Here is a 26372-nt window from a genome sequence, read left to right on the forward strand (position 1 = left end):
TTAGAAAAGAGCCTCTAAAAAACAATCATATGGTTATTTCATCTGCATAAACTTGTACAAATAAGATGAACAATTCGCTCCGATTCCATTTGAAAAAAATTGTTTTCACGCAAAAGAAAGGACAAAAAAGGACGTGAATGACCGAATGAAACTAGCTAATTGGATGGCAATAATTGTTATTATTCAATTATTTATTTCACTTTTTCCTCATAAATCACTAGCATCCATATCTGTTAATGCGGAAAGCGCCATATTAATGGATCAAGATAGCGGTCGTATATTATATGAAAAAAATGCTTATTCGAAAATGAGAATTGCAAGTATAACAAAAATTATGACGGCCATTATAGCCATTGAATCTGGAAAAATGGATGAAATGGTGACCGTTAGTGAGAAGGCTGTTTATACAGAAGGTTCATCTATTTATTTAAAACCGAAACAAAAAATAAAGCTTCGTGATTTAGTTTACGGGCTCATGTTGCGTTCTGGCAATGATGCAGCGGTTGCCATTGCCGAATACGTTGGAGGGAGCTTAGAAGGGTTTGTGTTTTTAATGAATCAGAAGGCTGCGGAAATTGGCATGATGAATACAGAGTTTAGCAACCCTCACGGATTAGATGATCATGAAAATCATTATTCTACTGCTTATGACATGGCGATATTAACGCGTTATGCCATGCAAAATGAAGAGTTCAGAAAAATTTCAGCAACAAAAAAGTATAAAACCGAGGATGGCCAATATGTTTGGAAAAATAAAAATAAACTATTAACATCTTTATACAAATATAGCACAGGGGGAAAAACAGGTTATACGAAGCGAGCGAAGCGCACATTAGTATCAACGGCGACAAAAGATCACCTAAATTTAATTGCTGTGACATTAAATGATCCAGACGATTGGAATGATCATATGAATATGTTTGAAACTGCTTTTCAACGTTTCGAAAAGGTGAGGATCGAAAAAGAGGGTTATCTTGATCATGTCAAAGACCCACTCTATGAAAATAAAATTTATATTAAACGTGATCTTATCTACCCGTTAACAGATGAGGAAGAGGAAAATGTGAAAGTTCATCTCTCGCTTCTAAAACCAAAAAAAGAATGGGAGAAAACAGAAAAAATCCCCGAAATTGTAGGGAAATTAGTGATAATATTACATGATGAAAAAGTAGAGGAAGTTCCGATTTATTTTGATCATAAAAGACTAGAAAAGGAACGAAAAAGCTGGTCCGAGACATTCAAAGATCTCGTTTCCAAGATGACGGGAGTTTCGAAAAATGGTTAATCTTATTTGGGTAGGGTTAGCTCTTATAGGAATCGTTTTTGCGATGCTGAATGGTACAATGGCGGAAGTTAATAAAGCAGTGTTTGAAGGTGCAAAAGAAGCGGTTACGATTTGCATTGGATTGATTAGCGTTCTCGTCTTTTGGCTTGGGTTAATGAAAATTGCAGAAAAATCCGGGCTTTTATTCAAGCTTAGTCAAATCTTTAAACCGATTGTGACGAAGCTATTTCCTGAAGTTCCAGCTGATCATCCTGCGATGGGGTATATTTTATCCAATATGATGGCTAATGTATTTGGTCTTGGAAATGCAGCAACTCCGTTGGGAATCAAAGCGATGGAACAACTCAAAAAATTAAATCATGATAAAGATGAAGCTTCTAGAAGCATGGTCACATTTCTCGCCATCAATACATCAAGTATAACGCTAATTCCTACAACGGTTATCGCTATTCGAATGACATACGGAGCTGAAAATCCGACTGATATTATTGGTACAACCCTCCTTGCTACCTTGTGTTCGACCGTTTTTGCCATCTTCATTGATCGTTATTTCTATTACCGGAAAAAACGGAGAGGAGGGTTTTAAATAGACGATGATTAGTATTCTTTCATTATGGTTGATACCAATGATCATTGCGTTTATATTAATATACGGGACATTTAAAAAAATTGAAACATATGAAGCCTTTGTTGAAGGTGGAAAACAAGGGATTGAAATCGCTTTTTCGATCATTCCTTATCTCGTTGGAATGCTTGTCTCTATCTCGATTTTTCGAGCATCAGGTGCATTGGACTTTTTTATCCATATAACGAAACCGGTTCTTGATGTCCTTCATGTTCCAGCGGAAATTGTACCACTCGCGATTATTCGACCGATTTCAGGAACGGCGGCCTTAGGAATGACAACAAATTTGATTTCAACATACGGTCCCGACTCTTTCATCGGAAGATTAGCCGCAACGATGCAAGGGAGTACAGATACGACGTTGTATATATTAACAGTCTATTTTGGTGCAGTTGGAATCAAAAAAATGGGTGATGCTTTAAAAGTCGGTTTACTAGCTGATTTAATGGGAATTATTGCATCAATTGTCATCGTGACGATCATTTTTACATAGCGCCTTTTTAAAAGGCGTATTTTTGTGGTCTAGGAAATCATAATATTGAATACTTGTGGCTAACTTGAACGTTTGAAGTGACGTCTAGCTCCGGGCGTTAGCGGCTAGCAAATTTCCCATTTCATCCGTACGATAAGTTAACATCGACTCGCTATCTCGCCTGAGTTGCCTTTATCTCCTACTGAAATGGTCCAATTTGTACGCCGCTTTAGCGAACGCCCTGCGCTTTTGTGTTTTGAACATGATCCGTTCATAATAAAAGAAGAAAGTGACATTTTGATAAGAGGTGACAGCAGATGGAACGTTTACAAAAAGTGATTGCACATGCAGGAATCGCTTCGAGAAGAAAAGCAGAGAAGCTCATACTAGAAGGGAAAGTGAAAGTAAACGGAAACGTCGTTCGTGAGCTTGGCGTAAAAGTATCTGATCAAGACCAAGTAGAAGTGAATGGGATTCCCGTTGAAAGAGAAGAGCCGGTTTATTATATGCTTTACAAGCCGCGTGGAGTTATTTCTAGTGTTAAAGATGAAAAAGGACGAAAAGTTGTAACTGATTATTTTAAAGAGCTTGATAAACGAATTTATCCAATTGGACGATTAGATTATGACACATCTGGATTGCTTTTATTAACAAATGATGGGGAATTTGCCAATCTTCTTATGCATCCGCGCTATAAAATAGAGAAGGTGTATATTGTGAAGGTTAAGGGGATTCCGAATAAAATGGAATTAAAGCAATTGGAAAAAGGTGTTTTACTTGAGGACGGCATGACTCTTCCAGCGAAAGTGAAGGTAAAATCGATTGATAAACGTAAAAAAACAGCGATTATTGAATTGGCGCTTCATGAAGGAAGAAATCGTCAAGTGCGCAGAATGTTTGAAAAAATAGGTCATCCTGTTATGAAATTAAAGCGGGAAAAGTATGCATTTTTAGATTTGCAAGGTATGAACCCAGGAGATATTCGAGAGCTGACACCTCATGAAGTAAAGCAGCTACGTGCATTGGCTCAATTCGGTCATCATAGTCTATAACAAGTTCCTGGAGAAGTCTCCCATTTCTAAGTCAAGTGTAGTTGAGAGAGGGCCTTTGTCACATAAACGTCAAATTGTGTTCAAATCGTGAACGTATAGAAATGTTATAATGAAAAATGAACGAATATCAGGCGTGTTGATTAACCAATAATCACCAGTTGGGATGGCTCTATTTCTAGCTTTTCTCCTGGAATCGGCAAGCGATTCGCTTGCCGACTGGGCATGGTATACGCATGCCCTTCTCGAACAAGAACATCAGCGGCCAAATGAACTTAACCGCTGGCGTTCTTGTTCGAGGGATGTGGCAGAAAAGCTTGTATTCAGCCAAACGATTCTGTATGTTTAAGTAAAAATGGATAATCAACACTTGTGAACGAATATAAAAGGAGATTAGGCACATGAAGAAAAAACGTTTAATCATGCGCTCTTTTATTCTATTTATATTAACAGCAGCGTTAGGATATACTTTGTACTCCAATTTCTTTCATAGTAAAGAAAAAGTCGATGTCGGTTCTATTGCTCCAGATTTTGTTCTCAATGACTTAAACGGGAAAAAAATCCAATTATCTGATTATGCTGGGAAAGGTGTTTTTTTAAATTTTTGGGGAACGTGGTGTGAGCCTTGTAAACGTGAAATGCCTTATATCGAACGACAATATCAATATTATAAAAATCAAGGTGTGGAGGTATTAGCGATTAACGTTGGCGAATCCAATTTAGCTGTTGAAAATTTTAAAGAGCAGTATGGTCTCACGTTCCCAATCTTGCTTGATAAAAAAATGGAAGTATTAAATGCTTATGGAGTAGATCCATTGCCAACTACGTTTCTAATCGATAAAAATGGAAAGGTTGTTAAAATTATCACGGGATCTATGACAGAACGTGATGTACGGAACTACATGGAATCCATTAAACCTTAAATGAGGGAGTTTTCAGCATGAAGGAAATTAAATGTGAATGTGGCCATGTAAACCCCCATGGCACAGTGTTATGCGAAAATTGTGGCCGCACAATCAGTACAGAAGGTAACAAAATAGAAAAACAGCTTCTTGATATGAGATATGATGGAAGTGCTCGGAGATCGCTGACCTATAACAAAACGGTTATTGATAAAATATGGAACTTTTTCTCATCTGTCAAAGTTGGCGTTTCCTTAATTGTCATCACGTTATTTGCTTCAGCCATTGGAACCATCTTTCCGCAAGAGTTGTACATTCCACCGAATGTATTGCCAGAAGACTTTTATCGTGAACAATATGGGATATTCGGTCAATTTTATTATACGTTAGGATTTCATCAATTGTATGGGTCTTGGTGGTACATGATTTTAATCGCTTCCATTGGGGTTTCCCTCGTCATTTGCAGTTTAGACAGAGTTATACCTCTTTATCGAGCACTAAAAAAACAAGGTGTATCGAGACATGTTTCTTTTTTGAAACGACAACGATTATATAGTGAAACGGAAATATCGAACATAGAAGATGCTTTAGATGTAATAAAGAAAAGGCTAAAAGAAAAGCGTTATAAAATACGTGAGGAACAAGGAAATCTTTTGGCTGAGAAAAACCGGTTTTCCCGGTGGGGGCCATATGTCAATCATATAGGCTTAATTATCTTTTTAATCGGTGTCATGCTTCGCTATATACCTGGTATGTATGTTGATGAAGTATTGTGGCTACGGGAAGGGGAAACCCGTGAAATTCCTGGTACAAATGGCATGTATTATTTAGAAAATCATCAATTTATTTTTGAAACATATCAAGCAGAAAAAGAGAAAGATGTCTTCCAGGAAGCGATTACAAGAGCTGGCGATGGAGTGGTTGCCAAAAATTATCAATCAAATGTGACTCTTTATAAGAAAAAAGAAGATACACTTCCTGGTGAGGAAGCAGAACTGGAAAAAGTAAAAGATTTTAATATTCGTGTAAACGAACCATTAAAATTTGACTCATATGCGATATATCAAGTGGATTATAAATTAAATGAATTAAATCAAATGATGTTTAACTTAATCGATAAAGAAACGGAAAAGAACTATGGACAAATTACGATTGACTTGTTGAATCCAAAGAAATCGTATGATTTAGGAAACGGATATAAAGTTGAGGTTGCTAGCTATTTGCCGGATTTTTATTTTGATAGTGAAGGGAATCCTTCTACGAAAACGAGAGTACCAAACAACCCTGCCTTTGTTTTTAGGATGATTACACCTGATCGGCCTGAAGGAGAGACAAGCTTTGTTGCCATTCGGCAAACGATTGAACCAAATGGAGATAATAAATATAAAATGAAATTTGCTGGAGTTAAAACAGTCAACGTAACGGGTCTTACGATTCGTAAAGACTTGACGCTGTGGACAATAGGGATCGGTGGGGTGATCTTTATGATTGGGGTTATACAAGGATCATATTGGCATCATCGACGCATTTGGATAAAAAATGATGGATCGATACTACATTTAGCTGGTCATACGAACAAAAACTGGTTCGGGTTAAAGAAAGAGTTGAAAATGATCATTGAAGGAACAGGGATAAAGGAGCCGATTGACCAAAAACAATTAAAGGAATCCTAAAGAGTAGGAGGGAATATCGTGGCAGAGCTTAGTAGTAACTTATTATATGGGGCTTTTCTTTTATATTTAATTGGAACCTTTTTCTTTGGTGGCGCCATTCGTGACAAACAAAAACAATATAATAGCAAAAATAAATGGGCATTGATTGCATACGTTTTAACTATTATCGGTTTTCTCATGCAGCTTGGCTACTTTATTACACGTTGGATTGCAGCAGGTCATGCTCCTGTTAGCAATTTGTTTGAATTTATAACTTTTTTTGGCATGATGCTCGTAGGAGCGTTTATAATTATCTATAAGATATATCAAACCGCAGCATTGGGATTGTTTACTCTACCTATTTCTTTATTACTTATTGCTTATGCAAGCATGTTTCCAACAGAAATTAGTCCGCTCATTCCAGCTTTGCAAAGCGATTGGCTAAAAATTCATGTGACAACAGCAGCAGCAGGTCAAGCCATTTTAGCCATAAGCTTTGTTGCTGGTGTATTATATTTAGTAAAGGTAGTCGATCAAACAAAACCGAGCAAAAAAACTTTTTGGTTAGAAGTGGTCATGTTTGTTTTAGTAACAACGGTTGCCTTTATTATTGTAACAACAACATTTCGCGCTATGGATTATGAAGCTGTTTATAAATGGATCGATAAAAACAATATCGAGTCAGAAATGGTGTTTTATATGCCTTCTCTCATTGGCCCAAATGAAGGGGAGCTATTAACAGAGGGAAAAATGGAAGCATTCATTGAAGTACCTGCCATTATTTCAGCTAGAAAGCTAAATACAGTTATTTGGTCAACGATCGTTGGAATCATTCTATATGGAATCATTCGTCTTATTTTGCGAAAAAGAATAGCACAATCACTACAGCCATTTGTTAAAAATCTGAATTTAGATATTGTGGATGAAATTGGTTATCGATCAGTATTGATTGGATTTCCTGTTTTTACATTAGGTGCATTAATTTTTGCAATGATTTGGGCACAGATTGCCTGGACTCGTTTTTGGGGGTGGGATCCGAAAGAAGTATGGGCTCTTATTACATGGCTATTTTATGCAGCCTATCTTCATTTAAGGCTTTCAAAAGGATGGCATGGAGAAAAATCTGCATGGCTTTCGGTGATAGGTTTTGCCATTATCATGTTTAACCTTATTTTCGTAAACCTTGTTATTGCTGGATTACATTCGTATGCATAAAGGGCTGTGAGCAAGCGCTTCTATTCTTTGTTTAATTCCCTTTACGTTTCATTATGAATCCATTCATATCGGAATTACACTACCAGATCAACAAGCGTTTTATAAAGACTAATACCTTCACTTTTATGAGTGAAGGTTTTTTACCATGATGGATAGTGATTTTTTTGAGAGATTTTAAAGGAGGAAGACAAATATGGAAGAAAATAGTAAAATTACTATTTTAGTTGTAGATGATGAAGAACGAATTCGCCGTTTATTGAAAATGTATTTAGAAAGAGAAGAATACAATATTGAAGAAGCAGAAAATGGTGATGAAGCACTTGAAATGGCATTAAATAAAGACTATGATTTAGTTATTTTAGACATTATGATGCCTGGAATTGATGGGGTAGAAGTATGCAAGCAGCTTCGCGAAAAAAAGGCAACACCAGTCATTATGCTTACGGCTAAAGGGGAAGAAGCCAATCGTGTTCAAGGATTAGAAGCAGGTGCAGACGATTATATTGTCAAGCCATTTAGCCCTCGGGAAGTCGTCTTACGTGTAAAAGCGATCTTAAGAAGGTCTTCGCAAACTAGCTATTTAAAGACAGACACGACAGCAAAAAACATTATCGTGTTCCCGCACTTAACAATTGACGATGATGCACATAGAGTAACAGCAGATGGAAAAGAAGTAAATTTAACACCGAAAGAATATGAACTATTATATTTTTTAGCGAGAACACCTGATAAAGTTTATGATCGCGAAAAGCTATTAAAAGAAGTATGGCATTATGAATTTTTTGGTGATTTACGAACAGTTGATACACATGTCAAACGGTTGCGTGAAAAATTAAATAAAGTATCTCCAGAAGCAGCGAAAATGATTGTCACCGTTTGGGGTGTAGGCTATAAATTCGAGGTTGTTGACGAATGAGAATATGGAGAAGCGTTGTAGGGAAGCTATGGCTCACCATATTGCTTCTCGTTTCTTTTGTATTGTTTATTTTAACCCTATTATTAATGGAATTTATGGCAAACTATCATATCGATGATGCTAAAAAAGAGCTGACAACGTTAGCGAATAAGATTGCGGTAATATTAGAAAACCACAATGATGAACGAATAGCCCATTCCATTACAGCTGATCTATCTGATGATCAAACAACAATATTAATTGTTGAAGATGAAAAACATTATTGGGAATCTTCAAAAAAAGGTTCACTCGTACCTAAATTTTCAGTTTCTGATATTTTTGAAGATGAAAAGCTATCTGATGCATTTTACAATCATGAAGAAATTAGTTTAGTGAAAAGCCATCCATTAAATACGCCAGATGAAAACAATGAACAAGAAATGATTATTGTTGGAATCCCATACAAAGCGGATGGAAAGTATGGCTCTGTTTTTGTCACACGATCCCTTTTAGCGATCAATCAAACGATCAAACAAACAACGAAATACATTTTGCTAGCTGCAGGAATTGCCATTGTTTTAACAACTGTTTTTGCTTTCTTCTTATCAACTCGAATTACGTATCCACTGCGGAAAATGCGTGAAGTGGCGATGGAACTTGCAAAAGGAAAATTTCATACGAAAGTGCCAAAGCTGACTCATGATGAAATTGGAGAATTAGCGGTTGCATTTAACCAAATGGGAAAGCAGGTGCAATTTCATATTAATGCACTGCGCCAAGAAAAAGAGCAATTGTCAAATATTTTAAGCAGTATGGCAGATGGTGTGATCACGTTAAATATTGATGGGACGATTCTTGTTACTAATCCCCCGGCGGAACGATTTTTACAAGCATGGTATTACGATCAAGGAATGAATGTCGAAAAAGGGGAAGAGCTGCCTCCAATGGTGCGTGAGCTTTTTCAACAAGTCGTTTCAACACAACGTGAACAAGTGATTGAAATTCAGCTGCAAGGGCGAACATGGGTTGTCATTATGAGTCCTTTAAACAATCATTCAAGTGTAAGAGGTGCTGTTGTCGTTCTTCGAGATATGACAGAAGAAAGACGTTTAGACAAATTGCGGAAAGATTTTATTGCAAATGTATCTCATGAATTAAGGACACCGATTTCAATGTTACAAGGATATAGTGAAGCAATATTAGATGATATTGCAACGAGTGATGAAGAAAGAAAGGAAATTGTTCAAGTTATTTATGATGAATCGCTTCGTATGGGACGGCTTGTTAATGATTTATTAGATTTGGCAAGAATGGAAGCAGGGCATATTTCCTTAGGGGTTGAGAGCATTGAACTGCATCCTTTTATTGAAAAGGTGATGCGGAAATTTCAAAAGCCAGCAAAAGAAAAAAATGTTGAACTACATACAGAATGGCTAAATGAAGTAAAAGAAGCCGTTTTTGATCCAGACCGTATCGAACAAGTATTGACGAATTTAATTGATAATGCCATTAGACATACGAATGCAGGAGGATTTGTCAAATTATCGATTCAAAAAGCGAAAAATGGCTTAAAATTAGATGTTCAAGACAGTGGAAGCGGTATTAGTGAGGAAGATTTACCTTTTGTTTTTGAGCGCTTTTATAAAGCGGATAAAGCACGGACTAGAGGAAGATCCGGTACAGGATTAGGACTTGCCATTGCCAAACATATTGTGGATGCACACAATGGCTCGATCCGCGTTCATAGTAAAGTAAATGAAGGAACGACATTTAGCATTTATTTGCCTCAAAAATCATAAATTTATATTAAGTTTATTGCTTTTTGAAAAGACGGTGTTAGGCAAATGAAATATTTTGTACAATGTAAAAAAGAATAGTTTTATGATAGGAGGAAACTGTCTTGAACTTGTATACAAGAAGCGGCGATAAAGGAAAGACAAGCATCATTGGTGGTAGAGTTGATAAAGACGATTTGCGAGTGCAAGCATATGGAACAATAGATGAAGTAAATGCCTTTATTGGACAAGCTATGACGAAGTTAACTGGAAAGGACTTTCAAGATATTTATCTTGAGCTTGAAAAAATTCAACATGAGCTTTTTGATTGTGGCAGCGACTTAGCGGTCGTATACGAAAAGCAAAAAGGGGAGTTTAAAACAACAGAGGAGATGGTCCTCTTTTTAGAAGAGCGAATCGACCAATATGTTAAGGAAGCTCCGCCGTTACAACGATTTATATTACCGGGTGGTACAGAGGCCGCTAGTTTGATTCATATTGCTCGCACAATTGCCAGAAGAGCAGAACGTTTAATCGTATCACTGCAGAAAGAAGCTAAAATTCATGAAGTAGTCTTAAAGTATATGAATCGTTTGTCTGACTATTTATTTGCTGTTGCAAGAGTGATTAATTTTCGTTCAGGAAAAAAAGATATTGAATATGAAAGAAGTGCAATTGTCTTTCGATCAAAAAATCAATAAGTCTTAAAGAGAGACGATTTTACCGAGAAATCTCCCACCTCTAAACAAAGAATGTAGGATAGGACTAAGTGAAAGCTCAACAGAAAAAGGAAGCTCGCCTTTTTCTGTTTTTTTTGTAGGCTGTGGTCTTAAACTTTGTTGTTTTTCGAATGTCCATGAAGCGAACAAAACATGTGGTTGGACAAATTATTTTTATCTGACAATCGACCTTATAGAAAAGAGCTTTTATGTATGAAATGGAAATCGATGAAATACACTATTGATATCTATATTATGTACAAGCATCGCGCAAGGTGAAGTTGTCATATTGGATAGGAGGAAAAACATGATCATTGATCTATTAAAAAGAGTAAGGATTGACCTCATAATGGGTCTTTGTATAGGACTTATTTTTCTAGGAGGTTTACATACAAATGCAAAAATGAATATTCAAGAGCAAACAAAAGATTGGGTTAAGCCAGTAGAGGGAATTTTATCTGATAAATTTGGGACAAGAAATGGAAAACATAAAGGAATTGATATTGCAGCGAAAGAAGGTGAAAAGGTAAAATCTGTAGATAATGGAAATGTAAAAAAATCTTATTTTTCTCATTCCTATGGACATGTCATTTTTATTGAACATCCATCTGGAATTGAAACCGTTTATGCTCATTTACGTGAACGTCATGTTCAAGAAGGAGAAAAAGTAAAAAAGGGACAAGTAATTGGTATTGTTGGAAGTACTGGAATGTCAACGGGCACCCATCTTCATTTCGAAGCTCATCAGGGGAATTGGACGGTTGATAAACAAAATGCATTTGATCCGCTTTTAGCGTTTTCAATCAAGGACTATACGGATGAAAAAGAAATAGAAGTTTCAAACAAAGTAGAAGTTGTCACAGTTAAAAAAGGAGATACATTGTGGGGAATTTCTCAAAAATATCACGTTTCTGTTGAGTTGATTAAAAAGTGGAATCAGCTTCAATCAGATTTCATCTATCCTAATCAAGAGCTTGTGCTTCATTCGTAAAGCCAGACCGTTTTCATTTGGCCTGGCTTTTTAAAAAATTATAGATGAATATTGCGAACAAAAACGATATCATCCATTGTTAATAAATCATCAATTAATGCTTGTTCAAGGGGCTTATCTAAAGAAAGCATCATTATCGCTTCTCCACCTGCTTCTTTTCGACCAACTTGCATCGTAGCAATATTGATTTGATGTTCGCCTAATTTATTTCCAACACGCCCGATCACACCTGGTTTATCAATATGTTGAATATATAACAGTTCGCCAGTAGGGTAAAAATCAATGTCATATCCATTTATTTCAATAATTCTTTCACCGTAGTGAGGAATATAAGTAGCTTTTACACGAAATGAACTGCTTTCCCCATCAACCAAGATGCTAATACAATTTTCATAACCTGAGCGGTTTGTCGCAATTTTTTCACTATAGTTAATGCCTCGTTCACCAGCAATAATACCAGCATTGACTTCATTGACGGTAGAGGCAATCCGTTCACTTAAAAAGCCAGATAAAAAGCTTTTTGTAATAAAGGATGTTTCAAGCTCACTAACGGACCCTTCATACACAATTTCAATATCAGAAACAGGTTCTTTCATACATTGAGAAGCTAATTTGCCAATTTTTTTGGCCATTTTATAAAACGGTTGAATTTTTTCATAAACTTCTTTCGTTAATGTCGGTAAATTAATAGAAGAAGATACTGGTTTTCCATTTAAGAACTTTAACACTTCTTCTGCAACTTGTGATGCCACGCTTAGCTGCGCTTCTTTTGTTGAAGCTCCAAGGTGTGGTGTAACAATCACTTGATCATATGTAAGAAGTTTATTATTTTTTGGAGGTTCCACCTCAAATACGTCTAATGCAACTCCTTTTACATGGCCATTTTCTAAATATTCCACTAACGCTTCTTCATCAATAATTCCACCGCGGGCACAATTTAATAAATAAACCCCTTGTTTCGTCTTTGCTAAATTGTCTCTTCCTAATAGTCCTTTCGTTTCTTTTGTTAATGGTGTATGAACAGTAATAATGTCCGCTTCTTGAAGGAGTTCATCTAACGTACAGCTGTTAACACCTATTTTTTTTGCTCGTTCTTTTGTTAAAAATGGATCAAAAACGAGCACATTCATCCCAAAGGCTTTAGCACGCTTGGCAATTTCACTACCAATTCTGCCTAAACCAATAATTCCAAGCTGCTTGTTATAAAGCTCAGTTCCAAGATATTGAGAACGTTTCCATTCCCCTGATTTAACTGAAGCATTTGCTTGAGGTATATGTCTTAATAACGCCATCATCATCGCAAAGGTGTGTTCAGCTGTGGAAACTGTATTACCATTTGGAGCATTTATGACGACTACTCCATGCCTTGTGGCAGCTTCTACGTCAATATTATCAACACCAACACCTGCTCTTCCGATTATTTTTAAATTTGGCATTTGCTTAATTAAATCTTCCGTCACTTTTGTTGCACTGCGCACTAAAATGGCATCAAATACTGTTAAATCTTCTACTTCATCTACCTTTTTTTGAACAACTGTAATATCTTCTGATTCTAAAATTGGTGCTAATCCGACTGAACTAATGGAATCGGCAACTAGAACATGAAACATTTCTCAGGTCCCCCTAGTATGATGTAAATTTATAAATGAAATTTCTGATAATTTTAACTTAACAATCTTGATTTTGTCAAGGTTTAAAACTTTACAGTATGAAAGCGTTTTCTGTATGTTAGTAATAAAGGTTTTTAAAAAAATGAGCTGTTTCATAAAAACTATGAAACAGCTAAAGTCATTGATTATTTATTTTCATTGTAACGAGCTATACATTCATCAATTAATTTAGCAGCAGCTTCAGGACCTTCCCAAGTGCCAATTTCTGTTTTCTTTCCTTGTAAGTCTTTATAGCGCTCGAAGAAGTGAGCAATCTCTTTTAATTTATGTTCTGGCAAATCTTCAATTGATTGAATTTCATCAAAGCGTGGATCTTCTACTGGTACACCAATTAACTTTTCGTCTTTTTCACCACTATCAACCATGTTTAAATATCCAATGACACGTGTATCGATAACGCATCCTGGGAAAGTAGGATTTGTGACTAATACAAGAATGTCTAGGGGATCACCATCTAATGCAAGGGTCTTTTCTAAGTATCCATATTCAGCTGGGTAAAACATAGGTGAAAATAAAACGCGGTCTAGCTTAAATACGCCTTTTTCCTTATCAAACTCATATTTGTTTTGGCTGCCTGTTGGGATTTCGATAAATGCTTCTACAATTTTTGCCATGCCCTTATCCTCCTTTAAAGTATGTATGCTCTATTATTATAGAGGATGTCCAGTTAATTGGCAATTGATGTTTCCGCCGAAAAAGAAAGCAATTGGTTAAAAGTTCAACATGTAATAAATAATGTAAAAACCCCGAACGAGCGGGGTTTTTACTTAAGGCTCTTTTCTAACAGATTGTTAGTTTACTATACGATAGCTTTTCGACTGTCAAGCAAGCGAAACGCTTGCTATGTCACGCGTGTAGCGTGACGTGAACCGAACAAAAGTCGATGGTCGGACAAATCACATTTGTCCGACCACGTGCTTTGTTCGGTTCATAGACAGTCAAAAAGCAACAAAGCTTTATGAAAACAGCCTTACTTAATCGTTATTCAAATTTCAGCGGATCTCCGTCAAAAGGTTCGTCTGCAACTTTTATAGAATCAGTTGGACATCCTTCAAACGCATCCATCATATCTTCTTCTAAAATTTCAGGAACCTCTGCAATACCTTTGTTATCATCTAACGTAACATAGGCAATTCCTTCATCATCATAATCATAAATATCTGGAGCAGCAGCACCACATGCTCCACATGCAATGCAAGTTTCTTTGTCGACAATTGTATATTTTGGCATAAAACAAAACCTCCCATGATATATTCAACGAAACGACATGTGATAAACATTATGAGAACTTCAAAAGAATTTTTCATCTATTTGAAGATGATAGGAAAAACCTTATACAACATATTGTAAAGAGTTAAAGTGAACATTTCAATAGAAAAAGTCTTCATGAGACTTGGTTACCTAAATACACTCGGTTTATTATATAGTTTGTCACCATTTGCCGATCTAAATCTGATAAAATAAAAAACAGAATCGAATTGTGTCATCATTTGTAAGGTGATTACTGTGAATTTAAATTATTTGGAAGTGTTAGTATTATATGCTATAAAAAAATTTCGAAAGGAACGTACGGTTTCTGCCGTATATCATTTGCTTAAAGGTAAAAAATCTTCGCAAACCATTCAAGATGCCGCCATTTTTCGATTGACTTCCATGTTTGGTTTATATCCATCATTATCGCGTGAAAAATTCAACGAAAGCATAACTTTTTTACATAAACAGTCGTTAATTCAGCTACATGAACAAGATCGATATAGCGTAACCGAATTAGGGGAACATTTTTTAACATCCCTTTTGCGAGAAAAACCTATTCCTAGCGAATTGGATGGATGGAGATATGTGGATGTAGGAAAAATATTTTGGAATCGCTTATCGCAATTCGTGCAAACTGTTTCTCATTTATCTTACAAGAGCTCGTCTTACATCCCTCTATCAGAAGAGATGCCGATCCTTTTGTTTGTCAAACAATATATTTTTTCATTATCGTTGTCAAAAGAGGAGCTTGCAAGAAAAACATATGATGAATTGAAAAGGTTATGTTTGCGATTGGACGAGCGAAGGGCACAAATGATCGTTTATAAATTAACTGGGTATAACCGAATTGGCTTGACTAATTCGCAATTAAGTGAACATATGCAAGAAGATCCTTTTTATATTGATATATTGTTTTTATCATCGATCCATTCATTCTTGTCTACTATAAGAGAACGTCATGATGATTTTCCTATTTTCTTTGGACTGATTAAAGACATGATCAAGCAGCATCCTTTAACATCATCAACGCTTGTTACGTACAATTACTTGAAGAGAGGTTATAGTGTTGAGAAGATTAGTGCGATAAGAAAGCTAAAGAAAAGCACAATTGAAGACCATATCGTTGAAATAGCATTAAATATTCCATCCTTTAACCTATCAAATTATGTAAAAGATCAAGATATCAACCTTATTCTTGGGAAAATAGAGGAATTAAACACAACAAAATTAAAAACGATAAAGGAAAGTTTGCATCATCAATACAGCTATTTTCAAATCCGCCTTGCTATTGCGATGGCATGGAGGAACAAAAGATGAAAAAATTGGAGTTCGTGCTTAAGCAGAAATTTGGCATTTTTTCTTTTCGCCAAGGTCAAAAAGAAATCATTGAAGACATTCTCCGAAAAAAAGATGTTATCGGATTATTGCCAACAGGAGGAGGAAAATCATTATGCTATCAACTTCCGGGCTATTTCCTTGAAGGAATGGTTCTCATCGTTTCTCCCCTATTGTCTTTAATGCAAGATCAAGTGCAGCAAATGAAAATGCGCGGAGAAAAACGGGTAGTTGCACTTAATAGCATGCAATCTCCTGATGAGCGGGAATTAGCCTTAAGAAATTTGTCCAGCTATAAGTTTGTGTTTGTTTCACCAGAAATTATTCACACGAAATGGGTAATCCAACACCTAAAGAATGTCAATATTTCTTTATTTGTCGTCGACGAAGCTCATTGTATTTCTCAATGGGGACATGATTTTCGACCCGACTATTCCAGGTTAGGTGAAATGAAAAAACGTTTAGGGAATCCGACATGTCTAGCCTTAACCGCAACGGCAACAAATGATGTGTTAAAAGATATTGCTACAAGCCTCTCTTTACAAAATCCGAGCTACCATATTTATTCAATGAATCGAAAAAATGTAGCCATTGTCGTTGAATCGTTTCACCATCATGAAGAGAAAATGGATCGATTATATGAGCTAATGTCAACGTTAGAAGGTCCTGGCATCGTTTATTGTGCTAGTAGAGCTTGGACTGAAAAACTATCGTCATTTTTGAAATTTAAAGGGTTTAAAAATGTCGCCTACTATCATGGCGGAATGAACAAAGAAGATAGAATGTTAATTCAACAACAATTCGTCTATGATGAGTTAACGTATATGATTGCGACGAATGCATTCGGCATGGGGATCAATAAACCGAATATACGATTTGTCATTCATTTTCATATTCCTTCGCAAATAGAAGCATATGTTCAAGAGATTGGCCGAGCGGGCAGGGATGGGAAACCAAGTATTGCCATTACATTATGGGAAAAAGGTGATGAAGAAATTCAAAAAACGTTAATTGAATCTGAATTTCCACCACCATCCGTGATCCAAAACGTTGTCGAATTCATATGTAACAAGGAAGACAAGCAATATACGTTAACAGAAGAGGAGTGGATAAAGCTAGGGTTAACGGAAACACAATGGCGCCTCATCCAACATTTGCTCGATCAAGTACATGAAATGAATGAAAAAGACCTCGTGACATTTTTAAGCCAAAAAATGAAAGAACGAATGATGTTTAAGCATGAAAAGTTAGAGCAGTTATTGATTTGGTTAAACGAAAAAGAGTGCAGACGGCGTTCTTTGTTGCAATACTTTTCTGAATCTCTGACAGATGATAATAAACCTTGCTGTGATTTATGCGGGGTGGATGTCCATTCTTTTAAGCAAAAAGAACATGTAAATGAGAAACAAAAGATGGTGCCTTGGTTGAAGGAGCTAAAAAGGATGTTTCGACAAAGCGAGTGATCAAATTGTTTCAAAATCAACAGGAACTTGTCAAACAACTAACGGAAAAAGAATTATTGCTTCATCTATTTTTAACACAAGTCCTTTGCTTGATCATATCAATGATTTTAGCCTATTTTTTGTTCGATGATCTCTCATCTTTTCTTTCAATATGGGAGTTGGATTGGCAAGAAATTCTTTTGTTTGGCGGACTAACGGCTTTATTGATTATTTTAGTTGACTTTTGGATGATGAAGATTTTTCCATTTGAATGGCTTGACGATGGGGGAATCAATGAAAGGATTTTTCAAAAACGTACAATACCAGAAATTTTTGTTTTGACATTTCTGATTTCCTTTTCGGAGGAGCTTCTATTTCGCGGGGTACTGCAAACACATTTTGGCATCGTTATATCGAGCATCATTTTTGCCATTTTACACTTCCGTTATTTATCGAAATGGCTTTTGTTGATTATGGTCACGGCCATTAGTTTCATTCTCGGTTTCGTTTATGAATGGACTGGGAATTTATGGACGACTATTTTTAGTCATTTTTTGATTGATTTTGTATTGGCTCTTTACATTCGTTTTCAATATATTTTCTCGACTAAAAAAGGCGGAGGGAGCGATCAATAATGACAAATAAAAGGGGTTATGATCAAGCAGAATCATTAAGAAAGCAGCTGATCGATGAATATAAAGAAACGACTGGTACATACCCTCCTCGAAGCGAAGTTCATCATAAAAAGGGAAAGAGAAAAAGTAAAAACGGAAAATACCCATTGCTTCGCTTTCTTGTTGTCACATTTATTTTTATTCCATTGATCGTTTTTTCTATTATTTATCTATTGGAGCGAAAAAATGAAGCGAAAGTTTCCGAAGGTTCATCGGATTTTGAATCAGTCATCGTTTCTTTTAGTGACTATGAAAAGGAAGTGGATCAAGCGAAAAACGCAAATCACAACGAGAATGAAAGTGTAGCAGGAAAAAAAGAAGAAAAGAAAGATCAACAGCAGGAAGAGCTCAAAAAAGATACGGCTCCTATAATCGAGAAGAACGAAGAAAACGAAAAAGTTGAAATAGAGAAAAAAGAGGAAGAATATAAGAGCAGCAATCCATCAATAGATACAAACGATCAAGCAAATGAAAATGTACGAATCATCACACATACTGTACAGCCAGGAGAAACTTTATACCGAATTTCCATGAAATATTATCAAAGTAGAGATGGAGAAGAAAAAATTAGACAATATAATCACCTAAATGGAAACGAAATTTATGTAGGACAGGTTTTAAAAATACCTCTAGAATGAAAATTCTTGGCTTTGTTCGTAAACTTTGCTGCTTTTAGCCTGTCTATGACAGTCGAAAAGCTATAGTAAAGCAACAATCTTTTAGAATCATACTTTGACCGTTTCCCACATAACTTGTACTAAAAATGTGGATTGGGGTCAAAAGAATGGAAAAAAAGATCAAGGAGTTGAAATATACGGATTCACAGGCCAAACAAATGCTTCAAGAACTTGTAAAACGAAAGCGTGTATATGAACAAGTGAAAAATCGATGCAAAGGATGGCAGTTTTTGTTCTTTATTTTAACTAGCCTTTTTTTTCTTTATTTGTATTTTTTTCTTTATGTACCTTATAACGGGCAAATTGGATTCGTTATTCATGCATTTATTACCGAGTCTAAACATATTTTTTATATCCTCTTGTTAGGTAGTTGTTATGGAATGATTTTTTATTATAAGAAAAAAGAGGAAAAGAAGGAAAAAGAATATCATGAACTAAGATGTGAAATTATTGAAAAAAGTACAGATTTATGGAAAAGTGATGACGCATGGCGCGAAAGAGAAGATGTTTTTGCGATGATGAAGCAACAATATGATATTAATTTGTATTTTGAAAGCAAATAAAGAAATAAACGATATGAAATCCATTTACTTATACATTAAGGATCATTGAAGTCGGATAACTTTCTTTCATGAATGCTTCCCTCATGCATATAGTGTATAGGAGGGAGTTTTATGAATCCGAAATTAATGAGTATCTTTCTTGGCTTTTTGGCTGGCCTTTTATTTATTCGTACATTGCCAAATAAAAAACCATTTGAAATAACTGAATTTTTACTTGAGCTTATTTTACATCCTGTACAATTTTTTTTGGCCATGCTTTTTTTCTTTATCTCCTTTTTAGCCAATGCCTACTTATTGAAAAAAAGCTTCGAAGAAACATACCTTTTCCTGAAAAAAGGAGGGGTAAAGTGGCATGAACTCCTTTTAAGCTACACAGTAGTATTCATTTTTTATTTGCTTTTTCTCCAAAGCTTTTGGTATACGATCTCATTATTATTATTTTCAATTATATATAGTTTATTGTCTCTGGAATTTAAGATCAAGAATGAGGTTGATTTGAAAAAACTAAATCGAAAATTATAAAACATTTTCTCGCTGCTCACTCCTAAAAATCCATAATATGTTGCTTGTCTTCCTTTTCATCTCGTTGTAAACTGTTTACTAACTAACGAACCATCTTGATGAATTCTCATACAATGAAATTATGAGAATGCCTTAAGGTGACGGCGGGAGGGAAAAGGATGCGACTTGAGCGTCTAAATTATAACAAAATTAAAATTTTTTTAACACAGGATGATTTACTGGATCGAGGTTTAACAAAGGAAGATCTTTGGAAAGACTCGCTCAAGGTTCATCAGCTTTTCCATGAAATGATGAACGAAGCAAGCGAGGAACTAGGTTTTAATGTACATGGACCGATAGCGGTTGAAGTGTATTCTCTTCAAGCACAAGGCATGGTCATCATTGTTACGAAACACAATGATGAAGAAATAGATGAGGAATATTCAGATGATTATATAGAAATGCAAGTAAAGGTTGATGAAAATAACGATATATTGTATGAATTTGCTGATTTTGAAGACGTTATTGCCCTCTCTAAAGCTCTTAAACGTTTTTGCATAAATGGGGGTACACTTTATTTTTATGATCAGCGTTATTATTTATTACTTGATGAATGGCAGCCGATCTCGCTTGATCATCTAATTGCTATATTGGCCGAATATGGAATTTCAACACCAATTACTGCATATCGTCTCAACGAATATGGTCAAGTATTAATGAAGGGCGATGCATTAGAACAACTTGAAAAATATTTTCATTAAAAGCGGATATTCATCTGTTTTTGATAAAGGCTGCTATCGCAAATTTTGTTGTTTTTCTTGCTCAAACGAAAAACATGTGAAAAATGAGGAGTAAGACGCTTGAGGTAAGACGCAAAGCAATCGGCGAATCAGGCTGTTTTCGTAAACTTTGATGGTTTTCGACTGTTTAAAACCGAACAAAGCACGTGTCGGACAAATCACATTTGTCCGACAATTGGCTTTTGTTCGGTTCATGTCATGCTTTAACGTGACATAGCAAGCGTATCGCTTGCCTGACAGTCGAAAAGCTATTGTAAAGCAACAATCTTATAGAATGGAGCCTTTTTTTAAAAGCAGGAATTAATTCGAAAAAAGAGCTTTGTTCATATATTACAAGGATTAAGAAAAGTATATTCGACGTAGACGCCAAGTTTTCGTACAAAACGTAAATCAAGTGCAGCTGTTTTTTTGTCGATAAGGCTCGGTACAAACGAGTTTTTTTATTTGTATTAAATTTTTATGAAATGAATGTGGATGGAAAATAATGAGATACTAAGAAAGTGAATGTTTTTATGGATGTAATCGCTTTCTGGGTCCTGCTAAAAATTATTTAAAACGAGGAAAATATTCTTTGCATATATGAATCGAAGGTGTATACTATGTCATGAAAGGTGGACTTTACATTTTTATTACTGAATGAAAAAGTAGGAGGTTTACTTAGTATGGTAGCCGAAGGCAACGAAAAAAACGACATTTTAAAATCGACACAAACGGTGATACATAGAGCGTTAGAAAAGCTTGGCTATCCCGAAGAAGTGTATGAGCTATTAAAAGAACCGTTGCGTATGCTAACAGTAAAAATTCCCGTACGCATGGACGATGGTTCTGTCAAAATTTTTACTGGCTACCGGGCACAACATAACGATTCTGTTGGACCAACAAAGGGAGGTATACGATTCCATCCAAATGTAACGGAAAAGGAAGTTAAAGCACTTTCGATTTGGATGAGTCTAAAATGTGGGATCGTTGATTTGCCATACGGTGGGGGAAAAGGTGGAATTGTTTGTGATCCACGAGATATGTCATTTAGAGAATTAGAACGCTTAAGTCGGGGGTATGTAAGAGCGATAAGCCAAATTGTTGGACCTACAAAAGACATTCCAGCTCCTGATGTCTTTACAAACTCACAAATTATGGCATGGATGATGGATGAATACAGTCGCATTGATGAATTTAACTCCCCTGGATTTATTACGGGTAAACCGCTCGTTCTTGGTGGATCACACGGGCGTGAGTCAGCAACAGCAAAAGGTGTTACCATTTGTATCCGTGAAGCTGCGAAAAAGCGAGGAATCTCTCTTGAGGGAGCTCGAGTAGTTGTGCAAGGCTTCGGTAACGCTGGAAGTTATTTGGCTAAATTTATGCACGATGCTGGGGCAAAAGTTATTGGGATTTCTGATGCCTATGGCGGCTTATATGATCCAAATGGATTAGATATTGATTATTTGTTAGATAGACGTGACAGCTTCGGTACGGTAACAAAGCTGTTTAAAGATACGATTACGAATAAAGAACTATTAGAATTAGAATGTGATATTTTAGTGCCGGCTGCGATTGAAAATCAAATTACAGAAGAAAATGCGCATAACATTCGTGCAAAAATTGTCGTGGAAGCAGCTAATGGCCCAACAACACTTGAAGCAACGGAAATTCTTACGAATCGCGGAATCTTACTCGTTCCGGATGTTTTAGCGAGCGCTGGCGGTGTAACCGTTTCCTATTTTGAATGGGTACAAAATAATCAAGGATATTACTGGTCAGAAGAAGAAGTAGAAGAAAAGCTCGAAAAAGTAATGGTAAAAGCATTTAACAATGTTTATGAAACAGCACAAAACCGTCGTGTTGATATGCGCCTAGCTGCTTATATGGTCGGTGTTCGAAAAATGGCAGAGGCCTCTCGTTTTAGAGGTTGGATATAATATTTGAAACGATTTTGAAAATCTCCTATCATAAGATAGGAGATTTTTTATGGTATTAAAGAGCGTCAGACAGGCGAAAGCATAGGAGTGAATGTACATGAAAAGAGAAGAAGTCATCATTGTTGGGGGAGGGCCATGTGGCCTATCTGCTGCAATTGAGCTAAAAGAAATCGGGTTCAAGCCTTTAGTTATTGAAAAAGGGAATATTGTCAATTCCATCTATCATTATCCTACACACCAAACTTTTTTTAGCACTAGTGAAAAGTTAGAAATTGGGGGAGTTCCATTTATAACTGAAAATCGTAAGCCCGTTAGAAATCAAGCGTTGGCTTATTATCGCGAAGTAGTAAAAAGAAAACAGCTAAGAATTCATGCTTTCGAGAAAGTCAAAAAAGTAGAAAAAAGAGAAAGCGATGGCTCGTTTATTGTCACGACAACAAAAGATGTATATGAAGCACCATTTGTTATCATCGCCACTGGCTATTATGATAACCCGAATTATATGAATGTACCTGGTGAAAATTTGCCGAAAGTATTTCATTATTTTAAAGAAGCTCATCCTTATTTTGATAAAGATGTTGTCGTGATTGGCGGGAAAAACTCAAGTGTTGACGCAGCCCTGGAATTAGTGAAAGCTGGGGCCCGCGTGACCGTTTTATATCGTGGCAGTGAATATTCACAGAGTATAAAACCGTGGATTTTGCCTGAATTCGACTCATTAGTGAGAAAAGAAATCATTAAAATGGAATTTAATGCAGTCGTAAAAGAAATAAAGGAGCATTCTGTTACCTATATTGTGAATGGGAAAGAAGAAAAAACGATTCAAAATGACTTTGTCTTTGCTATGACTGGCTACCATCCTGACCATGCATTTCTTAAGCAAATGGGTGTGAAAATTGATGAAGAAACAGGACGGCCAATGTATAATCCAGAAACGATGGAAACGAATGTGAAAGGGATTTTTATCGCTGGAGTGATCGCGGCTGGGAATAATGCTAATGAAATCTTTATTGAAAACGGTCGTTTCCATGGTGAGCTCATTGCCAAGGCGTTGAAGGAGAGATGCGAAAAGCACCATCTTTAAAGCGAGATGGTGCTTTTTTCAGGATATGATGAAAAGTCCCTTCTATTTTGCGAAGATTTCTTCCAATTCCGATAAACGGTTCGTGTGCTCTAAAGCGATTAAAAGTTTCATTCGCGCTTTTTGTCCGTTCAAACCATTACTAAAAATAACCCCTAAGCTTTTTAAATGGCTTCCCCCTCCTTCATAACCATAAACATCTTGCACAATGCCATTAAAGCAGCGGGAAACAATGACGATTGGTACATTGTTTTGAATAAAGCGCTTGATGCTTGGAATTAAGGTTGGTGGGAGATTTCCTTGTCCTAAAGCTTCGATGACAATGCCATCGGGATGGACTGCTTCAAGTGCCGTCAATATTCTTTCATCCATACCGGCATATGCCTTTAATAAGACAACATGCTTTGTTATTTTTTGAATCGGGAATGTCTGTCTTTCAATCGGTTTATGATGAAAAGATACGATTCGTTTATTCACGATTCCGATCGGCCCATATTGCGGACTTTGAAAGGTTGCCACATTACTTGTATGTGTTTTCGTCACATTTTTAGCTGTATGTATTTCGTCATTCATCACGACGAGAACACCAACATGCTTTGCTTCCTCACAACTGGCTACTTTAATAGCTGATAGGAGATTATACAAACCGTCAGATCCTAATTCATTACTTGATCGCATTGCACCAGTAACGACAACGGGAATAGGAATATTTAAGGTGAGATCTAAAAAATAGGCGGTTTCCTCAAGTGTATCTGTTCCGTGAGTAACGACAATTCCATCCATTGTTTTTGAATGATAAGCTTCTTCAATCACTTCTTTCACTTTCAACATTTCTTTTGGAGTGATATGAGGTGATGGTAAGTGAAAGAGCTCTTTAACCTCTACATATGCGTTTTCGAATGAGAGCATTTGTTCTGTGAGAGGGTGAGAATCACTCGGTTTTACAACTCCTGATTGGGAATCCTCCTGCATGGAAATGGTTCCGCCTGTATGGATCACAAAGATTTTTTTCATGATGTTTCCTCCCTCAATTTCCTACATGTATTTTATTTAATCAATTTTTTGATTTTCAATTTGTGTTTTCCATGTTACCATTTTATCGAATATATTTTCGGAGAAAAGAGGCACATTATGTTTGCAATTATTTCAGCTGGGATTGCACCCGGTTTAGCTATTCTATCGTATTTTTATTTAAAAGATCAATATGAGATGGAACCTCTATCTATGGTATTCCGCTCCTTTATTTTTGGAGCATTGCTCGTATTTCCGATTATGTTTATCCAATATGTACTTGAAACGGAAGAACTAGTTACGACTCCCTTAATGAGAGCCTATTTTTCATCTGCTTTACTTGAAGAGTTTTTTAAGTGGTTTATTTTCTATTTTACCATTTATTCTCATTTTTATTTTGATGAACATTACGATGGAGTTGTTTATGGTGTCTCGATCTCTCTTGGCTTTGCAACATTAGAAAATATCTTATATCTTGTTGCTAATGGGGTTGAATATGCTTTTGGACGTGCATTGCTACCTGTTTCTAGTCATGCCTTGTTTGGGGTATTAATGGGTTATTATTTCGGGAAAGGAAAATTTTCGAAAGTTAACTATCGATATAAATGGCTGCTGTTGTCTTTATTTGTTCCAGTGTTTTTACATGGGATGTATGATTTTATCTTAATTTACTATGAAGATTGGGAAATTTTTGTAACCCCCTTTATGATTTTTTTATGGGCACTCGCTTTACATAAAGCGAAAAAAGCAAGAATGCTTCATAAGCATAACGTCGAAACACTATCTGGATAAAAATGCCTAAACAAGGCGTTTTTTTTTTGCTTAAGATAAGTTCTTCAAATATATCTAATATTTTCCTTCTGCATAAAATACCAATCACTACAAAAAATACATATAACGAAAGAATTGTTAGGAGGCCAGTATGATGAAAAGAACGAGAAAGTTTCTGCTGAAAGCGATTCCTCTAATATTTGTTTTCGGCTTAATTCTTTCTACAAATTTGAAGGCTGTACAAGCATTCTCGGAGCAAGTGATTCAACGAGGTGCTGTTGGTGATGATGTCATTGAATTGCAAGCAAGACTTCAATATAACGGTTATTATCATGGGAAGATAGACGGTGTTTATGGCTGGGGAACTTATTGGGCAGTACGGAATTTCCAAAATAATTTTGGATTAAAAGAAGTAGATGGCTTAGTCGGACCAGAAACAAAGAAAAAACTAATCGATTCTACGAAATATTATAAAGATTTTGTGCATCGGCAAATCCGACAAGGAAAAGATTTTACTCATTACGGTGGCATCCCTCTTAAAATCCAAACAGCTCCCTCAAAGGAAATGAAAGAAAAATGGAAAAAACAAGCTGAGGCTAGGAGGGGCCAACAAGCTAAGCAGCCTAAACCATTACAACAAAAAAAGCAAGCTCGTAATCAGGGTAGAGAAAGAAGACCATCCACACAACAAAAAGCACAACCGACTGCAGTCAATATGCCAAGTGGTTTTTCACAAAATGATATACAGCTAATGGCGAATGCTGTATATGGGGAAGCCCGTGGCGAGCCGTATATCGGTCAAGTAGCGATCGCAGCCGTTATATTAAATCGTGTGAAAAGTCCGGCTTTTCCTAATACAGTAGCTGGTGTCATATTTGAACCGGGTGCTTTCACAGCTGTGTCTGATGGACAAATTTGGCTCAATCCTAATGAAACTGCCAAGAAAGCGGTATTAGATGCAATAAACGGTTGGGATCCAACGGAAAATGCGATGTATTACTTTAATCCGGATACGGCTACAAGTGCTTGGATTTGGTCAAGGCCGCAAATTAAAAAAATCGGAAAACATATTTTCTGTGAATAGAGAGGTGTTA

General features: G+C 36.1%; 26 protein-coding genes. 22 read left to right on the forward strand and 4 right to left on the reverse strand.

Translation table 11 applies throughout. From position 1 onward, the window contains the following. The first annotated feature begins 145 nt into the window (after window positions 1–145). The 11 genes from J2S06_RS02790 to J2S06_RS02840 all read left to right on the forward strand — a co-directional run bounded on the left by J2S06_RS02790 (window position 146) and on the right by J2S06_RS02840 (window position 11580). Window positions 146–1285: a D-alanyl-D-alanine carboxypeptidase family protein gene (locus J2S06_RS02790; RefSeq protein WP_419151210.1), complete on the forward strand. Its 1140-nt coding sequence runs from the start codon at window positions 146–148 to the stop codon at window positions 1283–1285. Continuing rightward, window positions 1278–1871: a nucleoside recognition domain-containing protein gene (locus J2S06_RS02795; protein ID WP_419151211.1), complete on the forward strand. Its 594-nt coding sequence runs from the start codon at window positions 1278–1280 to the stop codon at window positions 1869–1871. Before J2S06_RS02790 ends, J2S06_RS02795 begins: the two co-directional genes overlap by 8 nt. 7 nt (window positions 1872–1878) lie before the next feature. Beyond that, window positions 1879–2403 carry a spore maturation protein gene (locus J2S06_RS02800; protein ID WP_419151212.1) on the forward strand — a complete coding sequence of 175 codons (525 nt, stop codon included), beginning with the start codon at window positions 1879–1881 and terminating at the stop codon, window positions 2401–2403. A 296-nt stretch (window positions 2404–2699) separates the two neighbouring features. Beyond that, window positions 2700–3434: a pseudouridine synthase gene (locus J2S06_RS02805; RefSeq protein WP_419151213.1), complete on the forward strand. Its 735-nt coding sequence runs from the start codon at window positions 2700–2702 to the stop codon at window positions 3432–3434. 398 nt (window positions 3435–3832) lie between these two features. Beyond that, window positions 3833–4354, forward strand: a complete 522-nt coding sequence (resA, locus tag J2S06_RS02810; protein WP_419151214.1) for a thiol-disulfide oxidoreductase ResA — start codon at window positions 3833–3835, stop codon at window positions 4352–4354. Window positions 4355–4371: 17 nt separating this feature from the next. Then, window positions 4372–6006, forward strand: coding sequence for a cytochrome c biogenesis protein ResB (gene resB, locus J2S06_RS02815; protein WP_419151215.1), 1635 nt, complete (start codon window positions 4372–4374; stop codon window positions 6004–6006). An 18-nt stretch (window positions 6007–6024) separates the two neighbouring features. Continuing rightward, window positions 6025–7200 carry a c-type cytochrome biogenesis protein CcsB gene (gene ccsB / locus J2S06_RS02820; RefSeq protein WP_419151216.1) on the forward strand — a complete coding sequence of 392 codons (1176 nt, stop codon included), beginning with the start codon at window positions 6025–6027 and terminating at the stop codon, window positions 7198–7200. A 193-nt stretch (window positions 7201–7393) separates the two neighbouring features. Continuing rightward, a complete protein-coding gene (locus J2S06_RS02825) occupies window positions 7394–8116 on the forward strand; it encodes a response regulator transcription factor (RefSeq protein WP_419151217.1) in 723 nt (240 codons plus the stop codon). Continuing rightward, entirely contained in the window at window positions 8113–9894 is a 1782-nt protein-coding gene (locus J2S06_RS02830) for an ATP-binding protein (RefSeq protein WP_419151218.1), read from the forward strand. The genes J2S06_RS02825 and J2S06_RS02830 overlap by 4 nt, the downstream gene beginning before the upstream one ends. Before the next feature lie 101 nt (window positions 9895–9995). Then, a complete protein-coding gene (locus J2S06_RS02835; RefSeq protein WP_419151219.1) occupies window positions 9996–10571 on the forward strand; it encodes a cob(I)yrinic acid a,c-diamide adenosyltransferase in 576 nt (191 codons plus the stop codon). 325 nt (window positions 10572–10896) lie between these two features. Beyond that, window positions 10897–11580, forward strand: coding sequence for a peptidoglycan DD-metalloendopeptidase family protein (locus tag J2S06_RS02840; protein WP_419151220.1), 684 nt, complete (start codon window positions 10897–10899; stop codon window positions 11578–11580). A gap of 38 nt (window positions 11581–11618) precedes the next feature. Here the strand turns inward: J2S06_RS02840 and serA are convergent, their stop codons facing one another. From serA to J2S06_RS02855, 3 genes are all read right to left on the reverse strand, one after another. After that, window positions 11619–13190, reverse strand: a complete 1572-nt coding sequence (gene serA / locus J2S06_RS02845) for a phosphoglycerate dehydrogenase (protein ID WP_419151221.1) — start codon at window positions 13188–13190, stop codon at window positions 11619–11621. A gap of 185 nt (window positions 13191–13375) precedes the next feature. Continuing rightward, a complete protein-coding gene (locus tag J2S06_RS02850; RefSeq protein WP_419151222.1) occupies window positions 13376–13864 on the reverse strand; it encodes an inorganic diphosphatase in 489 nt (162 codons plus the stop codon). A 367-nt stretch (window positions 13865–14231) separates the two neighbouring features. Then, window positions 14232–14480 carry a ferredoxin gene (locus J2S06_RS02855; RefSeq protein ID WP_044749038.1) on the reverse strand — a complete coding sequence of 83 codons (249 nt, stop codon included), beginning with the start codon at window positions 14478–14480 and terminating at the stop codon, window positions 14232–14234. A gap of 276 nt (window positions 14481–14756) precedes the next feature. On the opposite strand from J2S06_RS02855, the gene J2S06_RS02860 reads away from it, so the two are divergent. The 9 genes from J2S06_RS02860 to J2S06_RS02900 all read left to right on the forward strand — a co-directional run bounded on the left by J2S06_RS02860 (window position 14757) and on the right by J2S06_RS02900 (window position 23499). Then, complete coding sequence (locus J2S06_RS02860) at window positions 14757–15821, forward strand: YpbB family protein (RefSeq protein ID WP_044749039.1); 1065 nt, start codon at window positions 14757–14759, stop codon at window positions 15819–15821. After that, window positions 15818–17302, forward strand: a complete 1485-nt coding sequence (locus J2S06_RS02865; protein WP_044749040.1) for a RecQ family ATP-dependent DNA helicase — start codon at window positions 15818–15820, stop codon at window positions 17300–17302. The genes J2S06_RS02860 and J2S06_RS02865 overlap by 4 nt, the downstream gene beginning before the upstream one ends. Next, complete coding sequence (locus tag J2S06_RS02870; RefSeq protein ID WP_419151223.1) at window positions 17299–17916, forward strand: CPBP family intramembrane glutamic endopeptidase; 618 nt, start codon at window positions 17299–17301, stop codon at window positions 17914–17916. Before J2S06_RS02865 ends, J2S06_RS02870 begins: the two co-directional genes overlap by 4 nt. After that, the gene (locus J2S06_RS02875; protein ID WP_044749041.1) at window positions 17916–18593 is read left to right on the forward strand and encodes a LysM peptidoglycan-binding domain-containing protein; all 678 of its coding nucleotides are present in this window, start codon (window positions 17916–17918) and stop codon (window positions 18591–18593) included. The genes J2S06_RS02870 and J2S06_RS02875 overlap by 1 nt, the downstream gene beginning before the upstream one ends. A gap of 146 nt (window positions 18594–18739) precedes the next feature. Next, window positions 18740–19195 (forward strand): DUF2663 family protein, encoded by a 456-nt coding sequence (locus J2S06_RS02880; protein ID WP_419151224.1) that lies wholly within the window; start codon window positions 18740–18742, stop codon window positions 19193–19195. Window positions 19196–19306: 111 nt separating this feature from the next. Beyond that, on the forward strand, window positions 19307–19717 hold the full coding sequence (locus J2S06_RS02885; RefSeq protein ID WP_419151225.1) for a hypothetical protein: 411 nt from the start codon (window positions 19307–19309) through the stop codon (window positions 19715–19717). Window positions 19718–19875: 158 nt separating this feature from the next. Next, a complete protein-coding gene (locus J2S06_RS02890; protein WP_044749044.1) occupies window positions 19876–20457 on the forward strand; it encodes a genetic competence negative regulator in 582 nt (193 codons plus the stop codon). 701 nt (window positions 20458–21158) lie between these two features. After that, on the forward strand, window positions 21159–22415 hold the full coding sequence (locus tag J2S06_RS02895) for a Glu/Leu/Phe/Val family dehydrogenase (RefSeq protein ID WP_044749045.1): 1257 nt from the start codon (window positions 21159–21161) through the stop codon (window positions 22413–22415). A 97-nt stretch (window positions 22416–22512) separates the two neighbouring features. Beyond that, on the forward strand, window positions 22513–23499 hold the full coding sequence (locus J2S06_RS02900; RefSeq protein WP_419151226.1) for a YpdA family putative bacillithiol disulfide reductase: 987 nt from the start codon (window positions 22513–22515) through the stop codon (window positions 23497–23499). A gap of 42 nt (window positions 23500–23541) precedes the next feature. Here J2S06_RS02900 and J2S06_RS02905 read toward each other — a convergent pair whose 3' ends face one another. Then, window positions 23542–24510 (reverse strand): asparaginase, encoded by a 969-nt coding sequence (locus J2S06_RS02905; protein WP_044749047.1) that lies wholly within the window; start codon window positions 24508–24510, stop codon window positions 23542–23544. 117 nt (window positions 24511–24627) lie between these two features. Here J2S06_RS02905 and prsW point away from each other — a divergent pair, with 117 nt between their 5' ends. Both prsW and sleB read left to right on the forward strand, forming a co-directional pair. Continuing rightward, entirely contained in the window at window positions 24628–25299 is a 672-nt protein-coding gene (gene prsW / locus J2S06_RS02910) for a glutamic-type intramembrane protease PrsW (RefSeq protein ID WP_419151227.1), read from the forward strand. 133 nt (window positions 25300–25432) lie between these two features. Next, on the forward strand, window positions 25433–26362 hold the full coding sequence (sleB, locus tag J2S06_RS02915; RefSeq protein WP_044749049.1) for a spore cortex-lytic enzyme: 930 nt from the start codon (window positions 25433–25435) through the stop codon (window positions 26360–26362). Window positions 26363–26372: the final 10 nt, after the last annotated feature.

Source organism: Bacillus alveayuensis (assembly GCA_030812955.1).
Classification (GTDB): domain Bacteria; phylum Bacillota; class Bacilli; order Bacillales; family Aeribacillaceae; genus Bacillus_CB; species Bacillus_CB alveayuensis.

Excerpts from the sequence above, each read along its gene's own strand:
- J2S06_RS02875 (WP_044749041.1), top strand. The coding sequence starts at position 17,916 with ATGACAAATAAAAGGGGTTATGATCAAGCAGAATCATTAAGAAAGCAG.
- J2S06_RS02850 (WP_419151222.1), bottom strand. The coding sequence starts at position 13,864 with ATGGCAAAAATTGTAGAAGCATTTATCGAAATCCCAACAGGCAGCCAA.
- J2S06_RS02880 (WP_419151224.1), top strand. The coding sequence starts at position 18,740 with ATGGAAAAAAAGATCAAGGAGTTGAAATATACGGATTCACAGGCCAAA.
- J2S06_RS02830 (WP_419151218.1), top strand. The coding sequence starts at position 8,113 with ATGAGAATATGGAGAAGCGTTGTAGGGAAGCTATGGCTCACCATATTG.
- J2S06_RS02905 (WP_044749047.1), bottom strand. The coding sequence starts at position 24,510 with ATGAAAAAAATCTTTGTGATCCATACAGGCGGAACCATTTCCATGCAG.
- sleB (WP_044749049.1), top strand. The coding sequence starts at position 25,433 with ATGAAAAGAACGAGAAAGTTTCTGCTGAAAGCGATTCCTCTAATATTT.
- J2S06_RS02795 (WP_419151211.1), top strand. The coding sequence starts at position 1,278 with ATGGTTAATCTTATTTGGGTAGGGTTAGCTCTTATAGGAATCGTTTTT.
- J2S06_RS02865 (WP_044749040.1), top strand. The coding sequence starts at position 15,818 with ATGAAAAAATTGGAGTTCGTGCTTAAGCAGAAATTTGGCATTTTTTCT.
- prsW (WP_419151227.1), top strand. The coding sequence starts at position 24,628 with ATGTTTGCAATTATTTCAGCTGGGATTGCACCCGGTTTAGCTATTCTA.
- J2S06_RS02890 (WP_044749044.1), top strand. The coding sequence starts at position 19,876 with ATGCGACTTGAGCGTCTAAATTATAACAAAATTAAAATTTTTTTAACA.
- J2S06_RS02825 (WP_419151217.1), top strand. The coding sequence starts at position 7,394 with ATGGAAGAAAATAGTAAAATTACTATTTTAGTTGTAGATGATGAAGAA.
- J2S06_RS02805 (WP_419151213.1), top strand. The coding sequence starts at position 2,700 with ATGGAACGTTTACAAAAAGTGATTGCACATGCAGGAATCGCTTCGAGA.
- J2S06_RS02855 (WP_044749038.1), bottom strand. The coding sequence starts at position 14,480 with ATGCCAAAATATACAATTGTCGACAAAGAAACTTGCATTGCATGTGGA.
- J2S06_RS02790 (WP_419151210.1), top strand. The coding sequence starts at position 146 with ATGAAACTAGCTAATTGGATGGCAATAATTGTTATTATTCAATTATTT.
- J2S06_RS02800 (WP_419151212.1), top strand. The coding sequence starts at position 1,879 with ATGATTAGTATTCTTTCATTATGGTTGATACCAATGATCATTGCGTTT.
- J2S06_RS02895 (WP_044749045.1), top strand. The coding sequence starts at position 21,159 with ATGGTAGCCGAAGGCAACGAAAAAAACGACATTTTAAAATCGACACAA.
- resA (WP_419151214.1), top strand. The coding sequence starts at position 3,833 with ATGAAGAAAAAACGTTTAATCATGCGCTCTTTTATTCTATTTATATTA.
- serA (WP_419151221.1), bottom strand. The coding sequence starts at position 13,190 with ATGTTTCATGTTCTAGTTGCCGATTCCATTAGTTCAGTCGGATTAGCA.
- resB (WP_419151215.1), top strand. The coding sequence starts at position 4,372 with ATGAAGGAAATTAAATGTGAATGTGGCCATGTAAACCCCCATGGCACA.
- J2S06_RS02885 (WP_419151225.1), top strand. The coding sequence starts at position 19,307 with ATGAATCCGAAATTAATGAGTATCTTTCTTGGCTTTTTGGCTGGCCTT.
- J2S06_RS02900 (WP_419151226.1), top strand. The coding sequence starts at position 22,513 with ATGAAAAGAGAAGAAGTCATCATTGTTGGGGGAGGGCCATGTGGCCTA.
- J2S06_RS02840 (WP_419151220.1), top strand. The coding sequence starts at position 10,897 with ATGATCATTGATCTATTAAAAAGAGTAAGGATTGACCTCATAATGGGT.